Annotated in this window: 14 protein-coding genes and 2 pseudogenes; 11 read left to right on the top strand and 5 right to left on the bottom strand. The window is 54.1% G+C overall.

Going from position 1 to position 18,404, the window contains the following annotated elements; all coding sequences use genetic code 11:
* Positions 1–250: 250 nt before the first annotated feature.
* The 9 genes from ACMGG3_RS07550 (at position 251) to ACMGG3_RS07510 (ending at position 8,744) form a co-directional block, all read left to right on the top strand.
* A complete protein-coding gene (locus ACMGG3_RS07550; RefSeq protein WP_020884014.1) occupies positions 251–439 on the top strand; it encodes a hypothetical protein in 189 nt (62 codons plus the stop codon).
* Positions 440–521: 82 nt separating this feature from the next.
* On the top strand, positions 522–1,931 hold the full coding sequence (locus ACMGG3_RS07545; RefSeq protein ID WP_020884015.1) for a PLP-dependent aminotransferase family protein: 1,410 nt from the start codon (positions 522–524) through the stop codon (positions 1,929–1,931).
* Between the two features lie 273 nt (positions 1,932–2,204).
* Positions 2,205–3,350, top strand: a complete 1,146-nt coding sequence (gene ydcS, locus ACMGG3_RS07540; protein ID WP_414149752.1) for a putative ABC transporter substrate-binding protein YdcS — start codon at positions 2,205–2,207, stop codon at positions 3,348–3,350.
* A gap of 15 nt (positions 3,351–3,365) precedes the next feature.
* The gene (locus ACMGG3_RS07535) at positions 3,366–4,379 is read left to right on the top strand and encodes an ABC transporter ATP-binding protein (protein ID WP_126488146.1); all 1,014 of its coding nucleotides are present in this window, start codon (positions 3,366–3,368) and stop codon (positions 4,377–4,379) included.
* Positions 4,380–4,422: 43 nt separating this feature from the next.
* Positions 4,423–5,325: an ABC transporter permease gene (locus tag ACMGG3_RS07530; RefSeq protein ID WP_108648610.1), complete on the top strand. Its 903-nt coding sequence runs from the start codon at positions 4,423–4,425 to the stop codon at positions 5,323–5,325.
* Positions 5,315–6,121 carry an ABC transporter permease gene (locus ACMGG3_RS07525; protein WP_032680927.1) on the top strand — a complete coding sequence of 269 codons (807 nt, stop codon included), beginning with the start codon at positions 5,315–5,317 and terminating at the stop codon, positions 6,119–6,121. The genes ACMGG3_RS07530 and ACMGG3_RS07525 overlap by 11 nt, the downstream gene beginning before the upstream one ends.
* A gap of 24 nt (positions 6,122–6,145) precedes the next feature.
* Positions 6,146–7,570 carry an aminobutyraldehyde dehydrogenase gene (gene patD, locus ACMGG3_RS07520; protein WP_044857707.1) on the top strand — a complete coding sequence of 475 codons (1,425 nt, stop codon included), beginning with the start codon at positions 6,146–6,148 and terminating at the stop codon, positions 7,568–7,570.
* Positions 7,571–7,725: 155 nt separating this feature from the next.
* Positions 7,726–7,899, top strand: a complete 174-nt coding sequence (locus ACMGG3_RS07515; RefSeq protein WP_032670341.1) for a GhoT/OrtT family toxin — start codon at positions 7,726–7,728, stop codon at positions 7,897–7,899.
* An 86-nt stretch (positions 7,900–7,985) separates the two neighbouring features.
* Positions 7,986–8,744 carry an alpha/beta fold hydrolase gene (locus ACMGG3_RS07510; protein WP_414149751.1) on the top strand — a complete coding sequence of 253 codons (759 nt, stop codon included), beginning with the start codon at positions 7,986–7,988 and terminating at the stop codon, positions 8,742–8,744.
* Between the two features lie 150 nt (positions 8,745–8,894).
* Here ACMGG3_RS07510 and ACMGG3_RS07505 read toward each other — a convergent pair.
* The 3 genes and pseudogenes from ACMGG3_RS07505 to ACMGG3_RS07495 all read right to left on the bottom strand — a co-directional run.
* A pseudogene (locus tag ACMGG3_RS07505) lies at positions 8,895–10,844 on the bottom strand (virulence factor SrfC family protein); the annotation flags it as partial.
* A 666-nt stretch (positions 10,845–11,510) separates the two neighbouring features.
* Positions 11,511–13,853: pseudogene (locus ACMGG3_RS07500) on the bottom strand (virulence factor SrfB); the annotation flags it as partial.
* Between the two features lie 4 nt (positions 13,854–13,857).
* Complete coding sequence (locus tag ACMGG3_RS07495; RefSeq protein WP_044868216.1) at positions 13,858–15,210, bottom strand: SrfA family protein; 1,353 nt, start codon at positions 15,208–15,210, stop codon at positions 13,858–13,860.
* 283 nt (positions 15,211–15,493) lie between these two features.
* On the opposite strand from ACMGG3_RS07495, the gene ACMGG3_RS07490 reads away from it, so the two are divergent.
* Together ACMGG3_RS07490 and ACMGG3_RS07485 are read left to right on the top strand one after the other, a co-directional pair.
* The gene (locus tag ACMGG3_RS07490; protein WP_025204114.1) at positions 15,494–17,092 is read left to right on the top strand and encodes an ABC transporter substrate-binding protein; all 1,599 of its coding nucleotides are present in this window, start codon (positions 15,494–15,496) and stop codon (positions 17,090–17,092) included.
* A gap of 51 nt (positions 17,093–17,143) precedes the next feature.
* Positions 17,144–17,377, top strand: coding sequence for a YdcY family protein (locus ACMGG3_RS07485; RefSeq protein ID WP_049023144.1), 234 nt, complete (start codon positions 17,144–17,146; stop codon positions 17,375–17,377).
* A 14-nt stretch (positions 17,378–17,391) separates the two neighbouring features.
* Here the strand turns inward: ACMGG3_RS07485 and ACMGG3_RS07480 are convergent, their stop codons facing one another.
* Positions 17,392–17,841: a DMT family transporter gene (locus ACMGG3_RS07480; protein WP_014170257.1), complete on the bottom strand. Its 450-nt coding sequence runs from the start codon at positions 17,839–17,841 to the stop codon at positions 17,392–17,394.
* Positions 17,838–18,356 (bottom strand): GNAT family N-acetyltransferase, encoded by a 519-nt coding sequence (locus ACMGG3_RS07475; protein WP_020884028.1) that lies wholly within the window; start codon positions 18,354–18,356, stop codon positions 17,838–17,840. The genes ACMGG3_RS07480 and ACMGG3_RS07475 overlap by 4 nt, the downstream gene beginning before the upstream one ends.
* Positions 18,357–18,404: the final 48 nt, after the last annotated feature.

The raw sequence follows: 18,404 nt of genomic DNA, 5'->3' as shown, positions 1-18,404 counted from the left end.
AAAAATTATTTTTATGAAATTTATGCATTAAACAGCTTGCCTTGTTATCAACATTATGCGTTAATGGCCCTCTGGGTTTGAGTCCAAATAAACATCTGACGTAGTTTTATAAAGCAGTTCTCATCACGTTGTGCCTCTCCGCAGCCTCTCTTGGGTCTTTTTCTACACTCCGATTAGTTTTTGTTTCAAACCACTATCGCCTGAAGGGCCCATTAAGCAATTAACGTTTTTACGTTTACAGGAGAATCCTATGACTTCTTATATCCATTTCCGCTGCCCATGCTGCCATGGTTCGCAGTACCGTACCTCAGCTTTTGATGTGTCTGAGAAAAACCCGTTCGGTGCAAAATGCATTTTTTGCAAATCGTCGATGATTACCCTCGATCATCTGGCCGCTGCCCGCCACGCTCAGCGTAACGTCACCGAACTGCGTAAGTAATGCATCTGGCTAACTATAACAGTTAGCAAAATCTTCTCTTTTTCTCCTGCTGATATACACTGTCGGTCATAAGGAGAATCTGATGAAAAAATACCAGCGTCTGGCGCAACAAATTATCTCGCAGATCGAGCTTGGCGTATGGTTGCCGGGCGATAAGCTGCCTTCTCTGCGAGAGCAGGTCGCGAGCAGCGGCATGAGTTTTATGACCGTGGGCCACGCGTATCAGATGCTGGAAAGCCAGGGGCGTATCGTCGCCAGGCCGCAGTCGGGCTATTACGTTGCCTCGCGCCCGACCGCACACCAACCTGCGCCGCCTGCCCAGGTGATGCGGGACGAAGTGGTAGATATCAACACTTATATCTTCGACGTATTACAGGCCAGCCGCGACCCGTCGGTTGTTCCTTTCGCTTCTGCCTTCCCCGACCCCCGGCTTTTCCCGCTGCAGCAACTTAACCGTTCGCTGGCCAATGTCAGTAAAACCGCCACAGCAATGAGCGTAATTGAGAACCTGCCTCCGGGTAACGTTGACCTTCGCCACGCCATTGCTCGCCGCTATGCGCAGCAGGGAATGAATATCTCGCCGGATGAGATTGTCATTACCGCAGGGGCACTCGAAGCCCTGAATCTTAGCCTGCAGGCCGTTACCGAGCCTGGTGACTGGGTGATTGTCGAAAACCCCTGTTTCTATGGTGCACTGCAGGCGCTTGAACGCCTGAAACTTAAAGCGCTGTCGGTGGCGACGGACGTCCGCGAAGGGATCGATCTGAATGCGCTTGAGCAGGCGCTCAATGAGTATCCGGTCAAAGCCTGCTGGCTCATGACCAACAGTCAAAATCCCCTCGGCTTCACGCTCAGCGCAGAGAAAAAAGCGCACCTGGTCGCGCTTCTCGCCAGGCACAACGTCACCCTGATCGAAGATGATGTCTACAGCGAACTCTATTTTGGCCGGGAGAAACCTCTGCCAGCGAAAGCCTGGGATCGTGACGATATGACGCTGCACTGCTCGTCCTTCTCGAAATGTCTGGTGGCGGGGTTTCGCATCGGCTGGGTGGCGGCAGGTAAACATGCGCGACGCATTCAGCAGCTACAGCTGATGAGCACCTTATCGACCAGTTCACCCATGCAGCTGGCGCTGGTGGATTACCTGGCGACAAAACGCTATGACGCCCATCTTCGCCGCCTGCGACGCACGCTGGCCGAACGCAAACAGCAGGCGTGGCAGTCGCTTTTGCGCCATATGCCGGCAGGCGTCAAAATTCATCACAACGACAGCGGCTATTTTTTGTGGCTGGAACTCCCGGCGCAGCTGGACGCCGGGCTGCTGAGTGAGAAAGCGCTAATGCACCACATCAGTATTGCCCCCGGTAAGATGTTTTCGACCTCTGACGCCTGGACACCGTTCTTCCGGTTTAATACCTCCTGGGCGTGGGGGGAGCGGGAAGAACAGGCTGTGATTCAGTTAGGGAAATTAATTAGCAGCATGCTCGAATAATAATCTCCGCACCTTTCTAAAATAATCATTCCTTATCCTGATGGCGGTACGGCGAATATTCCGCAGTACCGCATCATAGGAAATCTGCATACCGCCTCTCAACGCTAACTCCTTGTCTATAATCCAGTTAACGGGGAATGCGCCCTCGGTCACACCTTGATGAAATTTCTTTAAGCCGCACGGTGCGGCGCATTTGCGCGGTCTACGTTTAATAAGGGAGATATTTTTACGGCACGGCTGCCGCTAAATTTCATTGCGACAGGAGTAATTCTTATGAGCAAAAAATTTGCCCGCAGCAGCCTGTGCGCGCTCGGCATGACCCTCATGACAGCGCACGCCGCAGAGCCACCGAAGGCTATTGGCGACGGGGAAGGACGACTGGATATTATTGCCTGGCCCGGGTACATCGAACGGGGACAAACCGATAAAAATTATGACTGGGTCACGCAGTTCGAAAAAGAGACCGGCTGCGTGGTGAACGTTAAAACCGCGGCCACCTCGGATGAAATGGTTAGCCTGATGGCGAAAGGCGGATACGATCTGGTCACGGCCTCGGGCGATGCCTCACTGCGCCTGATCATGGGGAAACGCGTTCAGCCGATTAACCCCGACCTTATTCCAAACTGGAAAACCCTCGACCCGCGGATCGTCAAAGGTGAATGGTTTAACGTCGGCGGCAATGTCTACGGCACGCCGTATCAGTGGGGGCCAAACCTGCTGATGTACAACAGCAAAACGTTCCCGACGCCGCCGGACAGCTGGAGCGTCGTCTTTACGAAACAGGATTTACCTGACGGTAAAACCAATCAGGGCCGCGTGCAGGCCTATGATGGCCCGATTTACATCGCCGATGCGGCGCTGTTTGTCAAAGCCACGCAGCCGCAGCTGGGTATCACCGACCCGTACCAGCTAACAGAAAAACAGTATGCCGCCGTACTGAAGGTATTGCGTGACCAGCATGCGCTGATCCACCGCTACTGGCATGACACCACCGTTCAGATGAGCGACTTTAAAAATGAAGGCGTAGTGGCCTCCAGCGCCTGGCCCTATCAGGCCAATGCCCTGAAAGCGGAGAACCAGCCTGTCGCCACTGTTTTCCCGAAAGAAGGGGTAACCGGCTGGGCGGACACCACCATGCTGCACGCGCAGGCCAAGCACCCGATGTGCGCCTACAAATGGATGAACTGGTCGCTGACGCCTAAAGTGCAGGGCGATCTGGCGGCCTGGTTTGGCTCGCTGCCCGTAGTGCCGGAAGGGTGTAAAGCCAGCACATTGCTCGGCGATAAAGGCTGCGAAACGAACGGCTACAACTATTTCGACAAAATCATGTTCTGGAAAACCCCGATTGCAGAAGGCGGCAAATTCGTTCCTTACAGCCGCTGGACACAGGATTACATCGCCATCATGGGCGGCCGTTAATCGCAGGAGCAGAACATGACGTACGCAGTAGAGTTTAATGACGTTTCCCGTCTGTACGGTGACGTGCGGGCGGTGGATGGGGTCACCATTGCTATTCATGACGGAGAGTTTTTCTCCATGCTGGGGCCTTCGGGCTCCGGCAAAACTACCTGCCTGCGTCTGATAGCCGGTTTTGAGCAGCTGTCAGGCGGCGCAATCAAAATCTTCGGTAAAGAGGCGAGCGCACTTCCCCCATGGGAACGCGATGTGAATACCGTGTTCCAGGATTATGCGTTATTCCCGCATATGTCGATCCTCGACAACGTCGCGTACGGACTCATGGTCAAAGGTATCGACAAGAAAACGCGGCATGCGCAGGCGCGTCAAGCGCTGGAAAAAGTGGGGCTAAGCTTTGCTGTCACGCGTAAGCCTTCGCAGCTTTCCGGCGGGCAACGTCAACGTGTCGCCATCGCGCGGGCGCTGGTCAATGAACCCCGGGTATTACTGCTGGATGAACCGCTCGGCGCGCTCGATCTTAAACTGCGTGAGCAGATGCAGTTCGAGCTGAAAAAGCTGCAACAGGAGCTCGGCATCACCTTTATTTTCGTCACTCACGATCAGGGGGAAGCCCTGTCGATGTCTGACCGGGTCGCGGTTTTCAATAATGGCCGCATTGAGCAAGTCGACACCCCGCGCGATCTCTATATGCGTCCAGGAACGCCCTTCGTGGCGAGCTTTGTCGGGACCTCGAACGTGTTTGACGCCGGTATGGCACACAACGTGTGCGGGATGGAAGGCATCTATTCTTTACGGCCGGAACATATTCGCCTCAATGAGAGCGGTGAGGTTCAGGTTGAGGGCGTGGTGCAGGCAGTACAGTATCAGGGGGCGGCAACGCGTCTTGAGCTAAAACTCGCTGACGGTGCAAAACTGCTGGTCAGCCAGGCCAATTTTAGCGATGCCGCAACGCTGAGCGGTGTGACGCCGGGACAGGTGGTGATGGCGTCGTGGTCACGTGATGCCATGGTTCGCCTGCAAGAGGAGAGGTGACATGAACACGCATGTCGCGCCGCCTCCCGCCCACCGTAGCCGCATGAGCCGCCTTACCGCACTGTTCTGGCGTAAGCCATCGCTTGGGCTGTTCCTGCTGCTGCTCGCGCCGCTAATGTGGTTTGGCATCGTTTACCTGGGATCGCTTCTCACGCTTTTATGGCAAGGGTTTTATACCTTTGACGATTTCACCATGGCGGTCACGCCGGAACTGACGTTCGCCAATATCCTGGCGCTTTTTAATCCGGCAAACTATGACATCATTCTGCGTACGCTGATGATGGCCATTGCGGTGACCATCGCCAGCGCTATCCTCGCGTTTCCGATGGCCTGGTACATGGCACGTTACACTCGCGGCAAGTGGAAGGCGTTCTTCTATATCGCCGTGATGCTGCCAATGTGGGCCAGCTATATTGTTAAAGCCTATGCCTGGACGCTGCTGCTGGCGAAAGACGGGGTGGCGCAGTGGTTTCTGAGCCACCTGGGGCTGGAGCCGATCCTGACCGCGATCCTTACGCTACCGGCCATTGGCGGAAACACGCTTTCCACCTCCGGGCTGGGGCGTTTTCTGGTGTTCGTCTATATCTGGCTGCCGTTTATGATCCTGCCGGTACAGGCGGCGCTGGAGCGGCTGCCCGCGTCGTTACTGCAGGCTTCAGCCGATCTCGGCGCGCGACCACGCCAGACTTTTCGTTACGTCGTTTTGCCGCTGGCAATCCCGGGCATTGCCGCAGGGTCAATCTTCACTTTTTCCCTGACGCTGGGCGATTTCATTGTTCCACAGCTGGTGGGGCCGCCGGGGTACTTTATTGGCAATATGGTCTATTCCCAGCAGGGCGCTATCGGCAATATGCCCATGGCCGCGGCCTTCACCCTGGTGCCAATTGTCCTCATCTCTCTTTATCTGGCGTTCGTGAAACGTCTGGGAGCATTCGATGCACTCTGAACGCGCACCGTTGTTCCTGAAAGTGGCAGCCTGGGGAGGCGTTATCTTCCTTCATTTCCCGTTGCTGATTATTGCGACCTACGCCTTTAACACCGAAGACGCCGCGTTCAGTTTTCCGCCGCAGGGGTTGACCTTGAAGTGGTTCACCGTGGCAGCGGGGCGTGGTGACATCATTGAATCAGTGACGTTGTCACTTCAAATCGCTGCGCTGTCGACGGCTATCGCGCTGGTGCTTGGCACGCTTGCTGCAGCGGCGCTGTGGCGAAGCGCGTTTTTTGGCAAAAATGCGATCTCGCTGTTGCTGCTGTTGCCGATTGCGTTACCGGGGATTATCACCGGTCTGGCGCTGTTGACGGCGTTTAAAACCATTGACCTTGAGCCGGGTTTTTTCACCATCGTGGTCGGTCACGCCACGTTCTGCGTGGTGGTGGTGTTTAACAACGTGATTGCCCGTTTCAGACGCACCTCCTGGAGTCTGGTCGAGGCGTCAATGGATCTGGGGGCCGACGGCTGGCAAACCTTCCGTTACGTGGTCCTGCCGAATCTCGGTTCGGCGTTGCTGGCCGGGGGGATGCTGGCGTTTGCACTCTCGTTTGACGAAATCATCGTCACAACATTTACCGCGGGACACGAGCGCACGTTACCGCTGTGGTTGCTTAATCAGCTCGGGCGTCCGCGCGACGTGCCGGTCACCAACGTCGTTGCACTGCTGGTGATGCTGGTCACAACCCTACCCATTCTGGGAGCCTGGTGGCTAACCCGCGACGGCGAAAACAGTGCCGGAAGCGGGAAATAACATTGATTTCAACAGGACAATGCTATGCAAACACAACTGCTGATAAATGGTGAACTGGTCGCCGGGGACGGGGAAAAACAGCCGGTCTATAACCCTGCCACCGGAGAGGTACTTCGGGAGATTGCTGAAGCGTCAGCAGCGCAGGTCGACGCGGCGGTTCAGGCCGCCGATCGCGCATTCATTGAATGGGGACAAACCACGCCTAAAACGCGTGCCGAGTGTCTGCTGAAGCTGGCTGACGTGATTGAAGCCCACGGCGAAGAATTTGCCCGTCTCGAATCGCTCAATTGCGGTAAGCCGCTGCACTGTGCGTTGGGAGATGAAATTCCGGCTGTGGTCGACGTTTTCCGCTTCTTTGCCGGCGCCGCCCGCTGCCTGAACGGGCTGGCCGCCGGCGAATATCTTGACGGTCACACATCGATGATACGCCGCGATCCGGTGGGCGTGGTCGCCTCCATTGCGCCATGGAACTATCCGCTGATGATGGCGGCATGGAAGCTGGCACCCGCGCTGGCCGCGGGTAACTGTGTGGTGATCAAACCTTCGGAGATTACCCCACTGACGGCCCTCAAGCTGGCGGAACTGGCGAAAGACATCTTCCCGGCAGGCGTTCTGAACGTTCTGTTTGGCCGCGGAAAAACGGTCGGCGATCCGCTGACCGGCCACGAAAAGGTGCGTATGGTGTCGCTCACCGGTTCTATTGCCACCGGCGAACATATTATTGGACACACGGCGTCCTCGATTAAACGCACCCATATGGAGCTGGGCGGCAAAGCCCCGGTTATCGTTTTCGACGACGCCGATCTTGATGCGGTTGTTGAAGGGGTACGTACTTTCGGTTTCTACAATGCCGGGCAGGATTGCACGGCAGCCTGCCGTATTTATGCGCAGAAAGGCGTTTATGCCGCGCTGGTGGAAAAACTGGGTGCCGCGGTGGCGAGCCTGAAAATGGGTGCGCCGGAGGAGGAAACCACCGAGCTGGGCCCGCTCAGTTCCGAAGCCCATCTTTCACGCGTCTGTAAGGCGGTTGATGAGGCTAAAGCCCTGAGCCATATTCGCGTGGTGACCGGCGGCAGCAAAAAAGAGGGGGCAGGCTACTATTTCCAGCCAACCCTTCTGGCAGGGGCAAAACAGGACGATGCTATCGTTCAGCGTGAAGTGTTTGGCCCGGTTGTAAGTGTCACCGAGTTTGATGACGAAGCGCAGGTGCTGGCATGGGCGAACGATTCGCAGTACGGCCTGGCGTCATCGGTCTGGACCCGCGATGTAGGGCGTGCCCACCGGATGAGCGCGCGTCTGCAGTACGGCTGCACCTGGGTTAATACCCATTTTATGCTGGTGAGCGAAATGCCGCACGGCGGGATGAAGTTATCCGGCTACGGCAAAGATATGTCGGTGTACGGCCTTGAAGATTATACCGTTGTTCGCCACGTGATGATAAAGCACTAAGCCCCCATGCCCGGTCGCATTCAGCGCCGGGCATTCTCTCCTTTCAGTACATTATCCATAGTATTCAAATGGTTATTCTGTAACGAAAAAACTTGATCTGTATCAACATATGACGCATATTGCGTGCGGTTATTTTTTCGGCTCTGGTAAACAGAATGACGTTGTATCAAAAGATGTTGGTTTTTTACGCAATCATGGCTTCTGTCTGTGCATTAATTACCTGGTTCCTCTCTAAAGACCGCAAACGTATCCGACTGCTCAGTGCTTTTCTGGTGGGGTCAACCTGGCCAATGAGCTTTCCCGTTGCGCTGTTGATCTCGCTTTTCTGAAGCACGCTTCCCGTTTTAAAAGATGAACATAGCATTCCAGACACGAAGACTGTATAAATACACAGTGAATCGTTAAAGGAGTGCTTATGAACAGTTTTTACTCGCAGCAGGCCGGCTGCGTTGTGCGCTGGCACGATCTTCCCGGCTCTGGCGATCCTGTGGTGTTTATTCACGGGTTAGGCTGCGCCTCTTCTTATGAATATCCTCTTATCGTCTCTGACGCCCGGTTTGGTGCGCGCAGAGCCATTCTTATCGATCTCCCGGGCAGCGGTTACAGCGACAAACCCGTGCAGTATCGTTATCGCACCAGCGAGCAGGCGCGAGTGGTGGCTGAACTGTTGGACCATCTCAAACTCAATAGCTTCTGGCTATATGGTCATAGTATGGGTGGCAGCATTGCTATCGAGGCAGCAGGACTGATGGCGCCACGCGTAAAAGGGTTGATGGTGTCGGAACCCAATTTTCACGCCGGAGGTGGCATGTTCAGCCGCTCTATCGCTGCACAGACGGAACAACAGTTCCTGGCGCAGGGGTATGATGCGCTGCTCAATGCAGAAACCTCACCCTGGGCGGGCAGTCTGCAAAGCAATGCGCCGTATGCCGTGTGGCGTGGCGCGTCCAGCCTGGTGGAAGGGGTAGAGCCGGAATGGGAGGTTCAGTTTTTGTCTCTGCGCTGCCCGGTGACGTTGATTTTCGGCGAGTGGTCCCTGCCTGATGATGATGCGGACTCTCTGCAAAAGCGGGGCGTTGAGGTGAAAATCATCCCAGCGGCCGGACACTCCATGTCCTGGGAAAATCCGTCGGCACTGGCGCAGACGTTAGCAGAGTGTATGACCACGACCTGAAAGGATAGCCCGCATCTCTGCGGGCCTGGAGCGCTATCGTAACAGGGCTTGTAAGGCCTGGCGTGCGGCAGGCTGTACATCGTGCGGGTGGCGGAAATCGATGTTCTCTATTCCTGAAAGGATAGCCCGCATCTCTGCGGGCCAGGAGCGCTAACGTAACAGGGCTTGTAAGGCCTGGCGTGCGGCAGGCTGTACATCGTGCGGGTGGTGGAAATCGATGTTCTCTATTGCCCGGCTATAGAGGGCGACCAGCCAGTCATAGACATACACCGTTGCCGCATGTACGGGTTGTTCTCCCAGACGCGTCAGGCGCGGCGCGGTACTGTTGACCACCGGTGTGACAAAGATTGCCTGGCCTTTACGGATGCGGCTCGCCGGGCGTGCCTCTGCGGGTGTCCGATCGTAGCCCAGCCAGCCAATGAAGTTGCTCATCACGGCATGCAGTTGAGCAGCGCTGCTCTTGTCGGTTTCAACGATGTTCTGCAACTGCTGTGGCAGGTTCAGTCGGTAGCTGGCCACCACCAGAACGTCGGCAATTTGCTGCAAAACAGCGGGTTCCAGCCCAAGGCGCGCGGCAGTGGCATCGTTGCGGCTCCACTGGCGCAGATGGTTTATCCAGACTTTATGCGCCAGGCGAGCTTTGTCTTTGGTCTGGAATGGACTGGCGCTCTCCTGGGCATGTTCGGCAAACAGGTCAATGGTATCCGTAAACAGTCCGTTCACCTGTTCCTCGCGGGGCTGCTGAACAGCCAGCAGGGTTTCAAAGGCTTTAAGCGGCGGCAGAAGACCTTCAAGCAGTTCACCGTGGCGGGCGGCGGAGCTTTGCAGAACGCGCACCATGTTTTCGGCCTGAGTTCGTCTGGCGCCGGGTTCCTCAACCAGCGGTGCCAGATACCCCTTCATCAGGGCCGAGAGTTCCTGGCGCAGCATTGCTTTCAGCGTGCTAAGACGCTTCTGCCGCTGAGCGGGTAACGTGGCCTGAGACAACCACTCGATCACGCGCTGCATGCTGTTGCTGTCCAGCGCCTGCAGTGTCCCCCAGCGCACACCCGGTTTGCCCAACAGGTGCTGTACCGTTTCATCAAGGTTCTGACGGGTGGTAAAACGTGCGTCGTGAGGCGTAATCGCCCACACCAGCCCCGGCAGGGCGGATTCTTCAACCGGCTGAGTCTCTTTGACCCAGTTCATCAGCACCCGGGCTTTTTTAGCCGTTTGCTCGTGCTGGGCTGTCGCATTGCAGATAACAAGCACGTCCGGCTGCAGCTGCTGGCGATAATGCTCCAGCAACCACTGGCATTTAGCCTGATTCAGTGCATCGGCGCTGTTATCTGAAAAGACCGGAATATCAATAATATCGACATTATCCAGGGCGCTGCTTTCGACCGGCAAGACCAGCTCACGCGTCAGGAAGGCGAGCGTATCGACAGGGATACTGATGGCGTTAAGCATCTCGCCGTTGTTCAGCGGATGAAGCAGCGTCTCCTGGGCCTCCGGAAGGGTAAAGGTGCCGTGAGTCAGGAACCCTTCGCCCGGCAGCCCGAAGTTATCGACCAGCAGGCTGAGCGGGGCGGCGAGTGCTCCGGAATGGCTGGTCTGATGCAGGACATGAGCGAGCTTTAACCACTGCTGGGTCAACTCCTGTTGCTCACCCCACAGCAGCGACCAGACGCTGGCTCGCGTGCTGAGATCGAGCGAAGGGACCAGCTGTGCAAACTGATGCCACAGGGCATCATCAATTTGCTGTTTCGCGGCAGGTACTGAGCTTTGCCAGAAGCGGGCGATGGCACCCACGTCCTGAGCCGTAATACCAGGAACGCCCTGCGGCTGGCGCAGGCCACGCCACTTCTCCAGGCGCGTCTCAATGACCGCTTTATCCACGGCGCGGATGTCCGGCTGCAGCGTGGTGCGGGCGATAAACAGCTGAACCAGCTCTGCCTCTGTCACCAGGCTCAGGCGCAGCGGGAACGCCTCATCCATCACCTCTGCATTTCCGCGGGTGAACCGCACGGCCATGTTGGTCAGGGCATGTCCCGGATTAATGTGCGAAAAATAGTCAAATGTACGCTGGCCTGGCGTAACGTTCAGGCGGCCATTACCGTTTTTTTTTTTTTTTTTTTTTTTTTTTTTTTTTTTTTTTTTTTTTTAAAAAAAAAAAAAAAAAAAAAAAAAAAAAAAAAAAAAAAAAAAAAAAAAAAAAAAAAAAAAAAAAAAAAAAAAAAAAAAAAAAAAAAAAATAAAAAAAAAAAAAAAAAAAAAAAAAAAAAAAAAAAAAAAAAAAAAAAAAAAAAAAAAAAAAAAAAAATTTTTTTTTTTTTTTTATTTTTTTTTTTTTTTTTTTTTTTTTTTTTTTTTTTTTTTTTTTTTTTTTTTTTTTTTTTTTTTTTTTTTTTTTTTTTTTTTTTTTTTTTTTTTTTTTTTTTTTTTTTTTTTTTTTTTTTTTTTTTTTTTTTTTTTTTTTTTTTTTTTTTTTTTTTTTTTTTTTTTTTTTTTTTTTTTTTTAATTTTTTTTTTTTTTTTTTTTTTTTTTTTTTTTTTTTTTTTTTTTTTTTTTTTTTTTTTTTTTTTTTTTTTTTTTTTTTTTTTTTTTTTTTTTTTTTTTTTTTTTTTTTTTTTTTTTTTTTTTTTTTTTTTTTTTTTTTTTTTTTTTTTTTTTTTTTTTTTTTTTTTTTTTTTTTTTTTTTTTTTTTTTTTTTTTTTTTTTTTTTTTTTTTTTTTTTTTTTTTTTTTTTTTTTTTTTTTTTTTTTCTGTGAGCTCACACAGCAGAGGCGAATAAGCGCCTGAACGCCAGGCAGGCAGCCCGGACGCCCCGTGATCAGCAGAATATCGCAGCTGTAATGTGAAATGGCCTCGCACACCGCATGCAGGGGTGACGCCAGCGTGAACTGGCCTGCCAGCATCGCATCCTGCATTTCACGGAAATTCACGTGCAGCGGAACGGCAAACAGATCGAAGGCGTCTGAACCTGCCGGCAAGGCATGATCGACGGCCTGTTGCAGATAATTCATCACGTTGCGGGTCGGTTTCTGCGACAGCAGATCGCCAAAGGTGGCATGCAAGCCTGCCAGCGGATCGTCGATGTCGCTGGATTCCCACGCGGCAAGGATGGCGTGACCAATCGGCATAAAGAGCTGAAGCGCCGTTTGCTGGCGCAATACCGCCTGAGTATCGATACGTCCTGAGTCACCAAACAGCGAGGCCATCAGCAGAGAGGCATCGGCGATACCGGACTTCTGCAGCTGGGTTTGCAGGGCGGGTAACACATAGCGCTGGATGACGTCCAGCAGGGTGTCGTCACCGGCCACTTTAAACCCTTCACGGAACAGCAGCTGCGGCGTGATTTTGACGTTGTTACCGGAGCCGTCATCCAGCTGATAATGGGTGATCGCCATGTCGGTTGTGCCACCGCCAATGTCGATAGAGGCGACACGCAGCGAGCGCCCCGGCTGAACGCCTGGTTCAGGTTCACGATCCGGGCGGGCGAGGGAGGCGAAGAACGCTTCCGTCTGACCACCAAAATGTGAGATTGCTTCGTTATACAGCCACACCAGTTGACCACAGCTGGCCTCGTCCCACTCCATCTGGATTGCAGGTACCGGCACCACGCTTTTTTCCTGGTGCTTACGGGTGGCAAAATCGTCGTCCTGCGGGTGCCAGCCCATCGCTTTCCAGACGATAGCGATCGCTTCGAACATGCGGCGACGGAAGATCTCGCGTTCCTGCTTCGGCATCGCCGAGGGCAGGGTCAGGATCAGCGTACGCAGCTGGCGTGGCGAGGCCGGAAAGCCCAGACGCAGGCGCGTGGCAACGCTGTTGATCTGCCCCAGCGCCTGTGCCAGCAGTTCGCACAGCATATGCGTCATCAGCGTGCTGCGGCTGTACTGCGGGGAGAAAACCGGCAGTCGCTCGTCCTGCGGCAGCGTAAAGAGCGGTTCACCGTCATCGTTCATCAGGTTCATCAGCGGGAACGCGGTCGCCAGCGGTTCGCGCTGGGTCTTGCTGTTCATCTGGCTAAAGCGCCAGTCCTGGACCACCGGGGTTTCATCCCACAGGTAGCGACGCGGGCTGGAGATACCGCTGTTACCTTCCGTGCCCAGACGGCGCGTAGCCAGTTTGCGGGCTTCATCGCCCACGCGGACAATAGACGGCCAGACAAAGGCATCTTCACGCCCACTTTCCACCGAGAAGTGCTGCTTGCCAAAACGCGCTTCTGAAAACTCCAGACGACTGGTAAACAGCGGCTCATTGAGGAACTGTGGCTCGCTTAACGAGCGCACCTGCAGTTCGGCCGTCTGGCGCAGACCGTCGTTCGCATCACCGTGATCTTCAATAATAACGCCGCAGGTATGGGTATTTCCGACGTCGAGGATCAGGTCGACCGGAATAGCCGGCGTACTGAGGGTATGGGTGACAAATTTCACTTCCGGTACGGTAAGCTGTTCACCGAGCATGGACAGCAGGTTGAGCCAGTGTGCCTGGTACTCAAAGCTGCGCATTGCCTGTTGCAGGTCGCGTTCTGCGCGGTTTTCAACGTCGGTCGCATAGTGGGTAAACGCCTCGCGCAGCCAGCCGTCAATCCAGGTCTGGTCGAGGAAGCTTTCCACCTCATCGTCACGCCATGCCAGTCCGAAACGGGTGCCGTTGAGAATGTCATTTTCAACCGGGGACAGCGCGGCAGTAGCATGCTCTGCAATCTGGCTGTCGAGAGCGAGCGTGACGCGGTGCGTATTACCTGCCGCATCAGGCGTTTCAAGTTTACGCACCTGGACTCGCGCCCAGTTATCCGGCCCGTCAACAAAGGTACGTGGCGGATTGAAGCGCAGGAAGGGAATGGGGAGCCAGACACCATCCAGCACCGTCAGGGACTGATGCAGTGGGATCGTGGTTTCCGGTTTCACCACTTCAGGCTGTCCGCCGTTCAATCCCGGCAGCGTGTAACGCCCGTTGACGAGATCGAAATCGAGACGCAGAAGCGGACCGTTGGCGGTTTTACGTACGAAGCGCCCGTTGCTGGCGGTGTCCTGCGGAGTCAGGCCAAAATCGAGGAATTGCACGCCGCTGTTGGCAATAAGCGTGACGCTCTGTTTATAGTCGCAAAGATTTACCAGCATAGGGTCAGGCACCTGCTTTCTTGAACGTCAGTGGAACGACGGTTTTGGCATCATAACGGGCATTACATTCAGCGACATCGCTGGTACCTGCTTTACAGGCAACTTCCGGCATCGGGTAGCGTGAACCGTCTGTGCAGCGGGCATTACCGCGACTCTTGATCATCAGTTCGCCATTGCTGTGCAGCCCGGAGAAAACCTCCACGCGGCAGACAACATTGTCACCGTGAACAACACGAGCGAAGCCTTTATTGTTCTGGATCTGATAGCGCAGCGACGGTGGTTTGCCGGTAATCGGATCTTTCACGTCGAGGATCGCACGCCATGTTCCGTTCAGAAAACGCGTCGACCCCGCTTTCACCTGGTTTGCTTCCATGACCATGGCGTCTTTCGGGATCGCCGCAATCACAACCGGCGCAGGCGCTGGGGCAGCGACGGGAGCCGGCTCTTTTTCTTTGCTCGCGACCACCTCTGCCTGATGCAGCGGTAATTTCATCGGCAGTGGCTCAACGGCTTTAATCGGCTTTGGCGCAATGGCGACAGGTTCAGGGGCAACGACAGCCACTGGCTCGGCAGAAGGGGCCTGTTTTGGCCACAGCAACGGGGTGGCAATCGCGGCAACGATCACGGCGGCAACCGGAAGCGTCCACAGGGGAACGCGGCGTTTTTTGGCGACGATCGCAGGCTCTGGCTCGGGTTCTTCCACAGGTGGCACAGTGACCGGTGCAGGTTCAGGCGTATACAGTTCGTCCGGCGTGATGCGCACCACCGTGGCCGGGGCGATCAGCGGCTCATCGGCCTGTTCAAAGGTCAGGACTGGGGTCGGTTCCGGCTCGGGTTCAGGGTCTTCAATGACAATCGGGGCTGGCTCAGGGATCAGCGATTCACGTAAACAGTCGAGTACGTCGTCACGCGCATTCTCATTGAGATTTACAAACCCCCAGAAGCTTATGACCGGCTTTCCATCAACCAGGAAAAGGAAATTTTCGCCGGGAAACTGAAATGCTTTCGACAGCAGGGAGCCGAAAAGCTGTTGCGCTGTTTTTGGCGACTGCAGGCACTTCTTACTCAGCGATTCAACGCTGGCCAGCGTATTTTCCAGATAGCGAAGGGCGCGATAACGATCGTCTTCGTTCGCCGCTTTCCAGCTGGTTACGCAACCGTCGACCGGCGAATACCAGTCGACACGGTCGCCACCATCATTGACCTGCGGAATAGCCAGACAGTCGACAATCGCCTGTTGTTTGCGTAACCGGAGCGCTTCCCGGATTTGTAACGCTGATTCAAAAACGGCTTGTCCGCCGCCGCCAACGGCCTGAAAATCATCCAGATTACCGCTGCGTAAAAGAGTTTTTGCCACGATTTGATCCCATATACTTCTTCACACCGTTACTTTAACGAAATCGGGAAGCAACCAAACGGAGGAAGAGACGCCAAAAGGGACGATTTCTTGTGGCATAGAAAGGTGCGGTTGTGCTTGACGAATAATGGCACTTAAGGCAAATCAACCTCTGGCGCACTGGCTGTAAAACCAGCGGAAAACGTTGCTTTAGAATAACCTGATAGTGATTCGTTATTTGCCAGGTTATAGCGGCTGTGCTGTTATTACAGTCCAATATAATAAAACTGCCAGGGTTATAACCATGTCTACAGGGAAAACGCTGCTCGCTCTCGCACTGAGCACTCTCTTACCAGCAGGTGCCGCATGGGCGGCGAATAATGACACCATCATTTATTGCTCTGAAGCATCACCGGAGTCTTTCAACCCGCAGATCGCCAGCTCAGGCCCGTCATTCGTGGCCAGCTCTCAGGTCCTGTATAACCGCCTGATCAATTTCGACCCGGTGAAAAACACTCCGGTACCGTCGCTGGCAGAGTCCTGGACAATTTCCCCGGACGGTAAGACTTATACCTTTACGCTGCGTAAAGGGGTCAAGTTCAACAGCAATAAATACTTCAAGCCGACCCGTGATTTTAATGCGGATGACGTTATTTTTTCCGTCATGCGTCAGAAAGACCCTAAGCATCCTTATCACAATGTCTCGCAAGGTAATTACGAATACTTTAATGACGTAGGCCTGGACAAGCTGATTCAGGACGTCAAAAAGGTTGATGATTATCACGTGCAGTTTACGCTGAGCGAACCAAACGCCGCATTCCTTGCTGACTGGGGGATGGATTTCGCCTCTATTCTTTCCGCTGAATACGCTGACGCGATGCTGAAAAAAGGGACGCCTGAGAATGTCGATACCTGGCCGATTGGTACCGGGCCATACGTTCTGCAGCAGTACAAAGTGGATTCGCTGATCCGCTACGTCGCTAACCCGAACTACTGGGAAGGTGCGGTTCCGACGAAACACCTTATTTTCTCCATCACGCCAAACGTAGAAACGCGTCTGGCGAAGCTGCAGACCAACGAATGTCAGATTATTCCTGCGCCGTCACCGGTTCAGTTTGATGTTATTAACAAAAATAAAGACCTGAAGCTGCACGCCGTGGAGGCGTTGAACGTGGGGTATCTGGCGTTCAATACCGAGAAAAAACCGTTTGATAACGTGCTGGTGCGTCAGGCCCTGAACTATGCGACGGACAAAAAAGCCATCGTGAATGCGGTCTTTATGGGTTCCGGTACGGTGGCGAAATCACCCATTCCGCCGAATATGCTGGGCTTTAATAACGATCTGAAGGACTACAGCTACGATCCTGAAAAAGCGAAAGCTTTGTTGAAACAGGCCGGTCTGGAGAAGGGCGCGGACGTGACGCTGTGGTCAATGCCTGTGCAGCGTCCGTATAACCCTAACTCGAAGCGTATTGCGGAGATGATCCAGAGCGACTGGGCAAAAGTCGGCGTGAAGGCCAAAATTGTCTCTTACGAGTGGGGCGAGTATCTCTCCGGTATGCGTAAAGGGGAGCATGATTCCGCGCTGTTTGGCTGGATGTCCGATAACGGCGACCCGGATAACTTTGCTGATGTACTGCTGGGATGCGACAGCATCAAAACCGGATCGAACGCCGCGCGCTGGTGCGATAAGGGGTATGATGATCTGGTCAAGAAAGCCAAACTGACCAGCAACCCGGGTGAGCGTGCGAAACTCTACAGCCAGGCGCAGGAGATCTTCTATGCTCAGGCACCGTGGATTGCGCTGGCGAACGGCAAAACGTTCTACGCCACCCGCAGCAACGTAACGGGGTACAGCGTGAGCCTGATGGGCAGCGATTTCTCCAAAGCGAAACTGAACTGACATTTTTCCCGGCAGGCACCGCGCCTGCCGGGCATCTGACAAGGAGTGACAATGTCACATTTAAATGAAGTTATCGCCCGTGTCGATACCGCCATCGAAGAGGGAGTGATTAGCCGAATGAATGAACTGCTGATCGAACTGAGCGATGACACAGCGTTAAGCCGTGAAGATCGCTACAGTCAGCAGCAGCGTCTGCGTACCGCGATTGCACATCACGGTAAGCAACATAAAGAAGAGATGGACGCCCGTCAGGAATTGCTGACCAAAGGCGGTACGATACTGTAGCGGTGAGCCGGGGGTCAGAACTGGCGTCTCGCGACCAGCCACGCCCCGACCACCAGCATTACGGCACCGCACACCGGGCCAATCAGCGCGCGCAAGGGGATGCCATTGCTTCTGAGTACATCCATCACCAGCCCGCCAATCAACTGGCTTGCCACCAGCACGGCGATGGTTGTCGCTGCGCCAACATTTTGATAGCCGCTGATACTGGCAAAAACAAAAAACGACCCTAACAGCCCCGGAATCAACGTCCACCAGCGGATCGTTGAGGCCAGCTCGCTAAATCCGGCGAAGCCCTGTTTTAGCAGCAGAATGCTGACAAACAGCACAATGCCAACCAGCGAATTCAGCAGCATCGCGATAAGAATGGTCGAGGAGGACTGAGTGATGCGCACCATTAAGGTGTTTTGCACCACCAGGCCAATTCCCGCCGCCACCAGAAAAGCCAGCGTCAGAGACTGATTCATGAGATAGCGTCCGGATCGCTGCGCTCATCAAGCTGCAACTGCATAAAGGTCAGATCCAGCCAGCGGCCAAACTTTGTGCCCACCTGCGGCATCTGGCCGGTGGTCACAAAACCGAGCGTCTCATGAAGATGAATAGAGGCCTGGTTTTGCGCCTCAATGCCCGCCACCATGACGTGTTTGCCGAGGGTCCGCGCTTCAATAATCAGCGCGTTCATCAGCGTGCGGCCAATTCCTTTCCCCTGATGATCCGGATGAACGTAGACAGAATGCTCTACCGTATGCCGGAAACCGTCAAAGGCGCGCCAGTCGCCAAACGAGGCGTAGCCGGTGATAACGCCATTCTCTTCACTCACCAGCACCGGGTAGCCTGCGAGGGCACGCGCCTCAAACCAGGCAATGCGGTTATCCGTATCGACGGTTTTATCATTCCAGATCGCGGCAGTATGCAGCACCGCGTGGTTGTAAATCTCCCCAATAGCGGCGCAGTCTTCTTTGCAGGCATGACGAACGATCATGTTTGAACCTCTGAGTGTGTTGTTCACTATAGTATTACGTTGTGGTTA

Source organism: Enterobacter sp. BNK-18, from assembly GCF_047456135.1.
Classification (GTDB): domain Bacteria; phylum Pseudomonadota; class Gammaproteobacteria; order Enterobacterales; family Enterobacteriaceae; genus Enterobacter; species Enterobacter ludwigii.
This window is presented reverse-complemented; position numbering and strand designations above follow the sequence as displayed.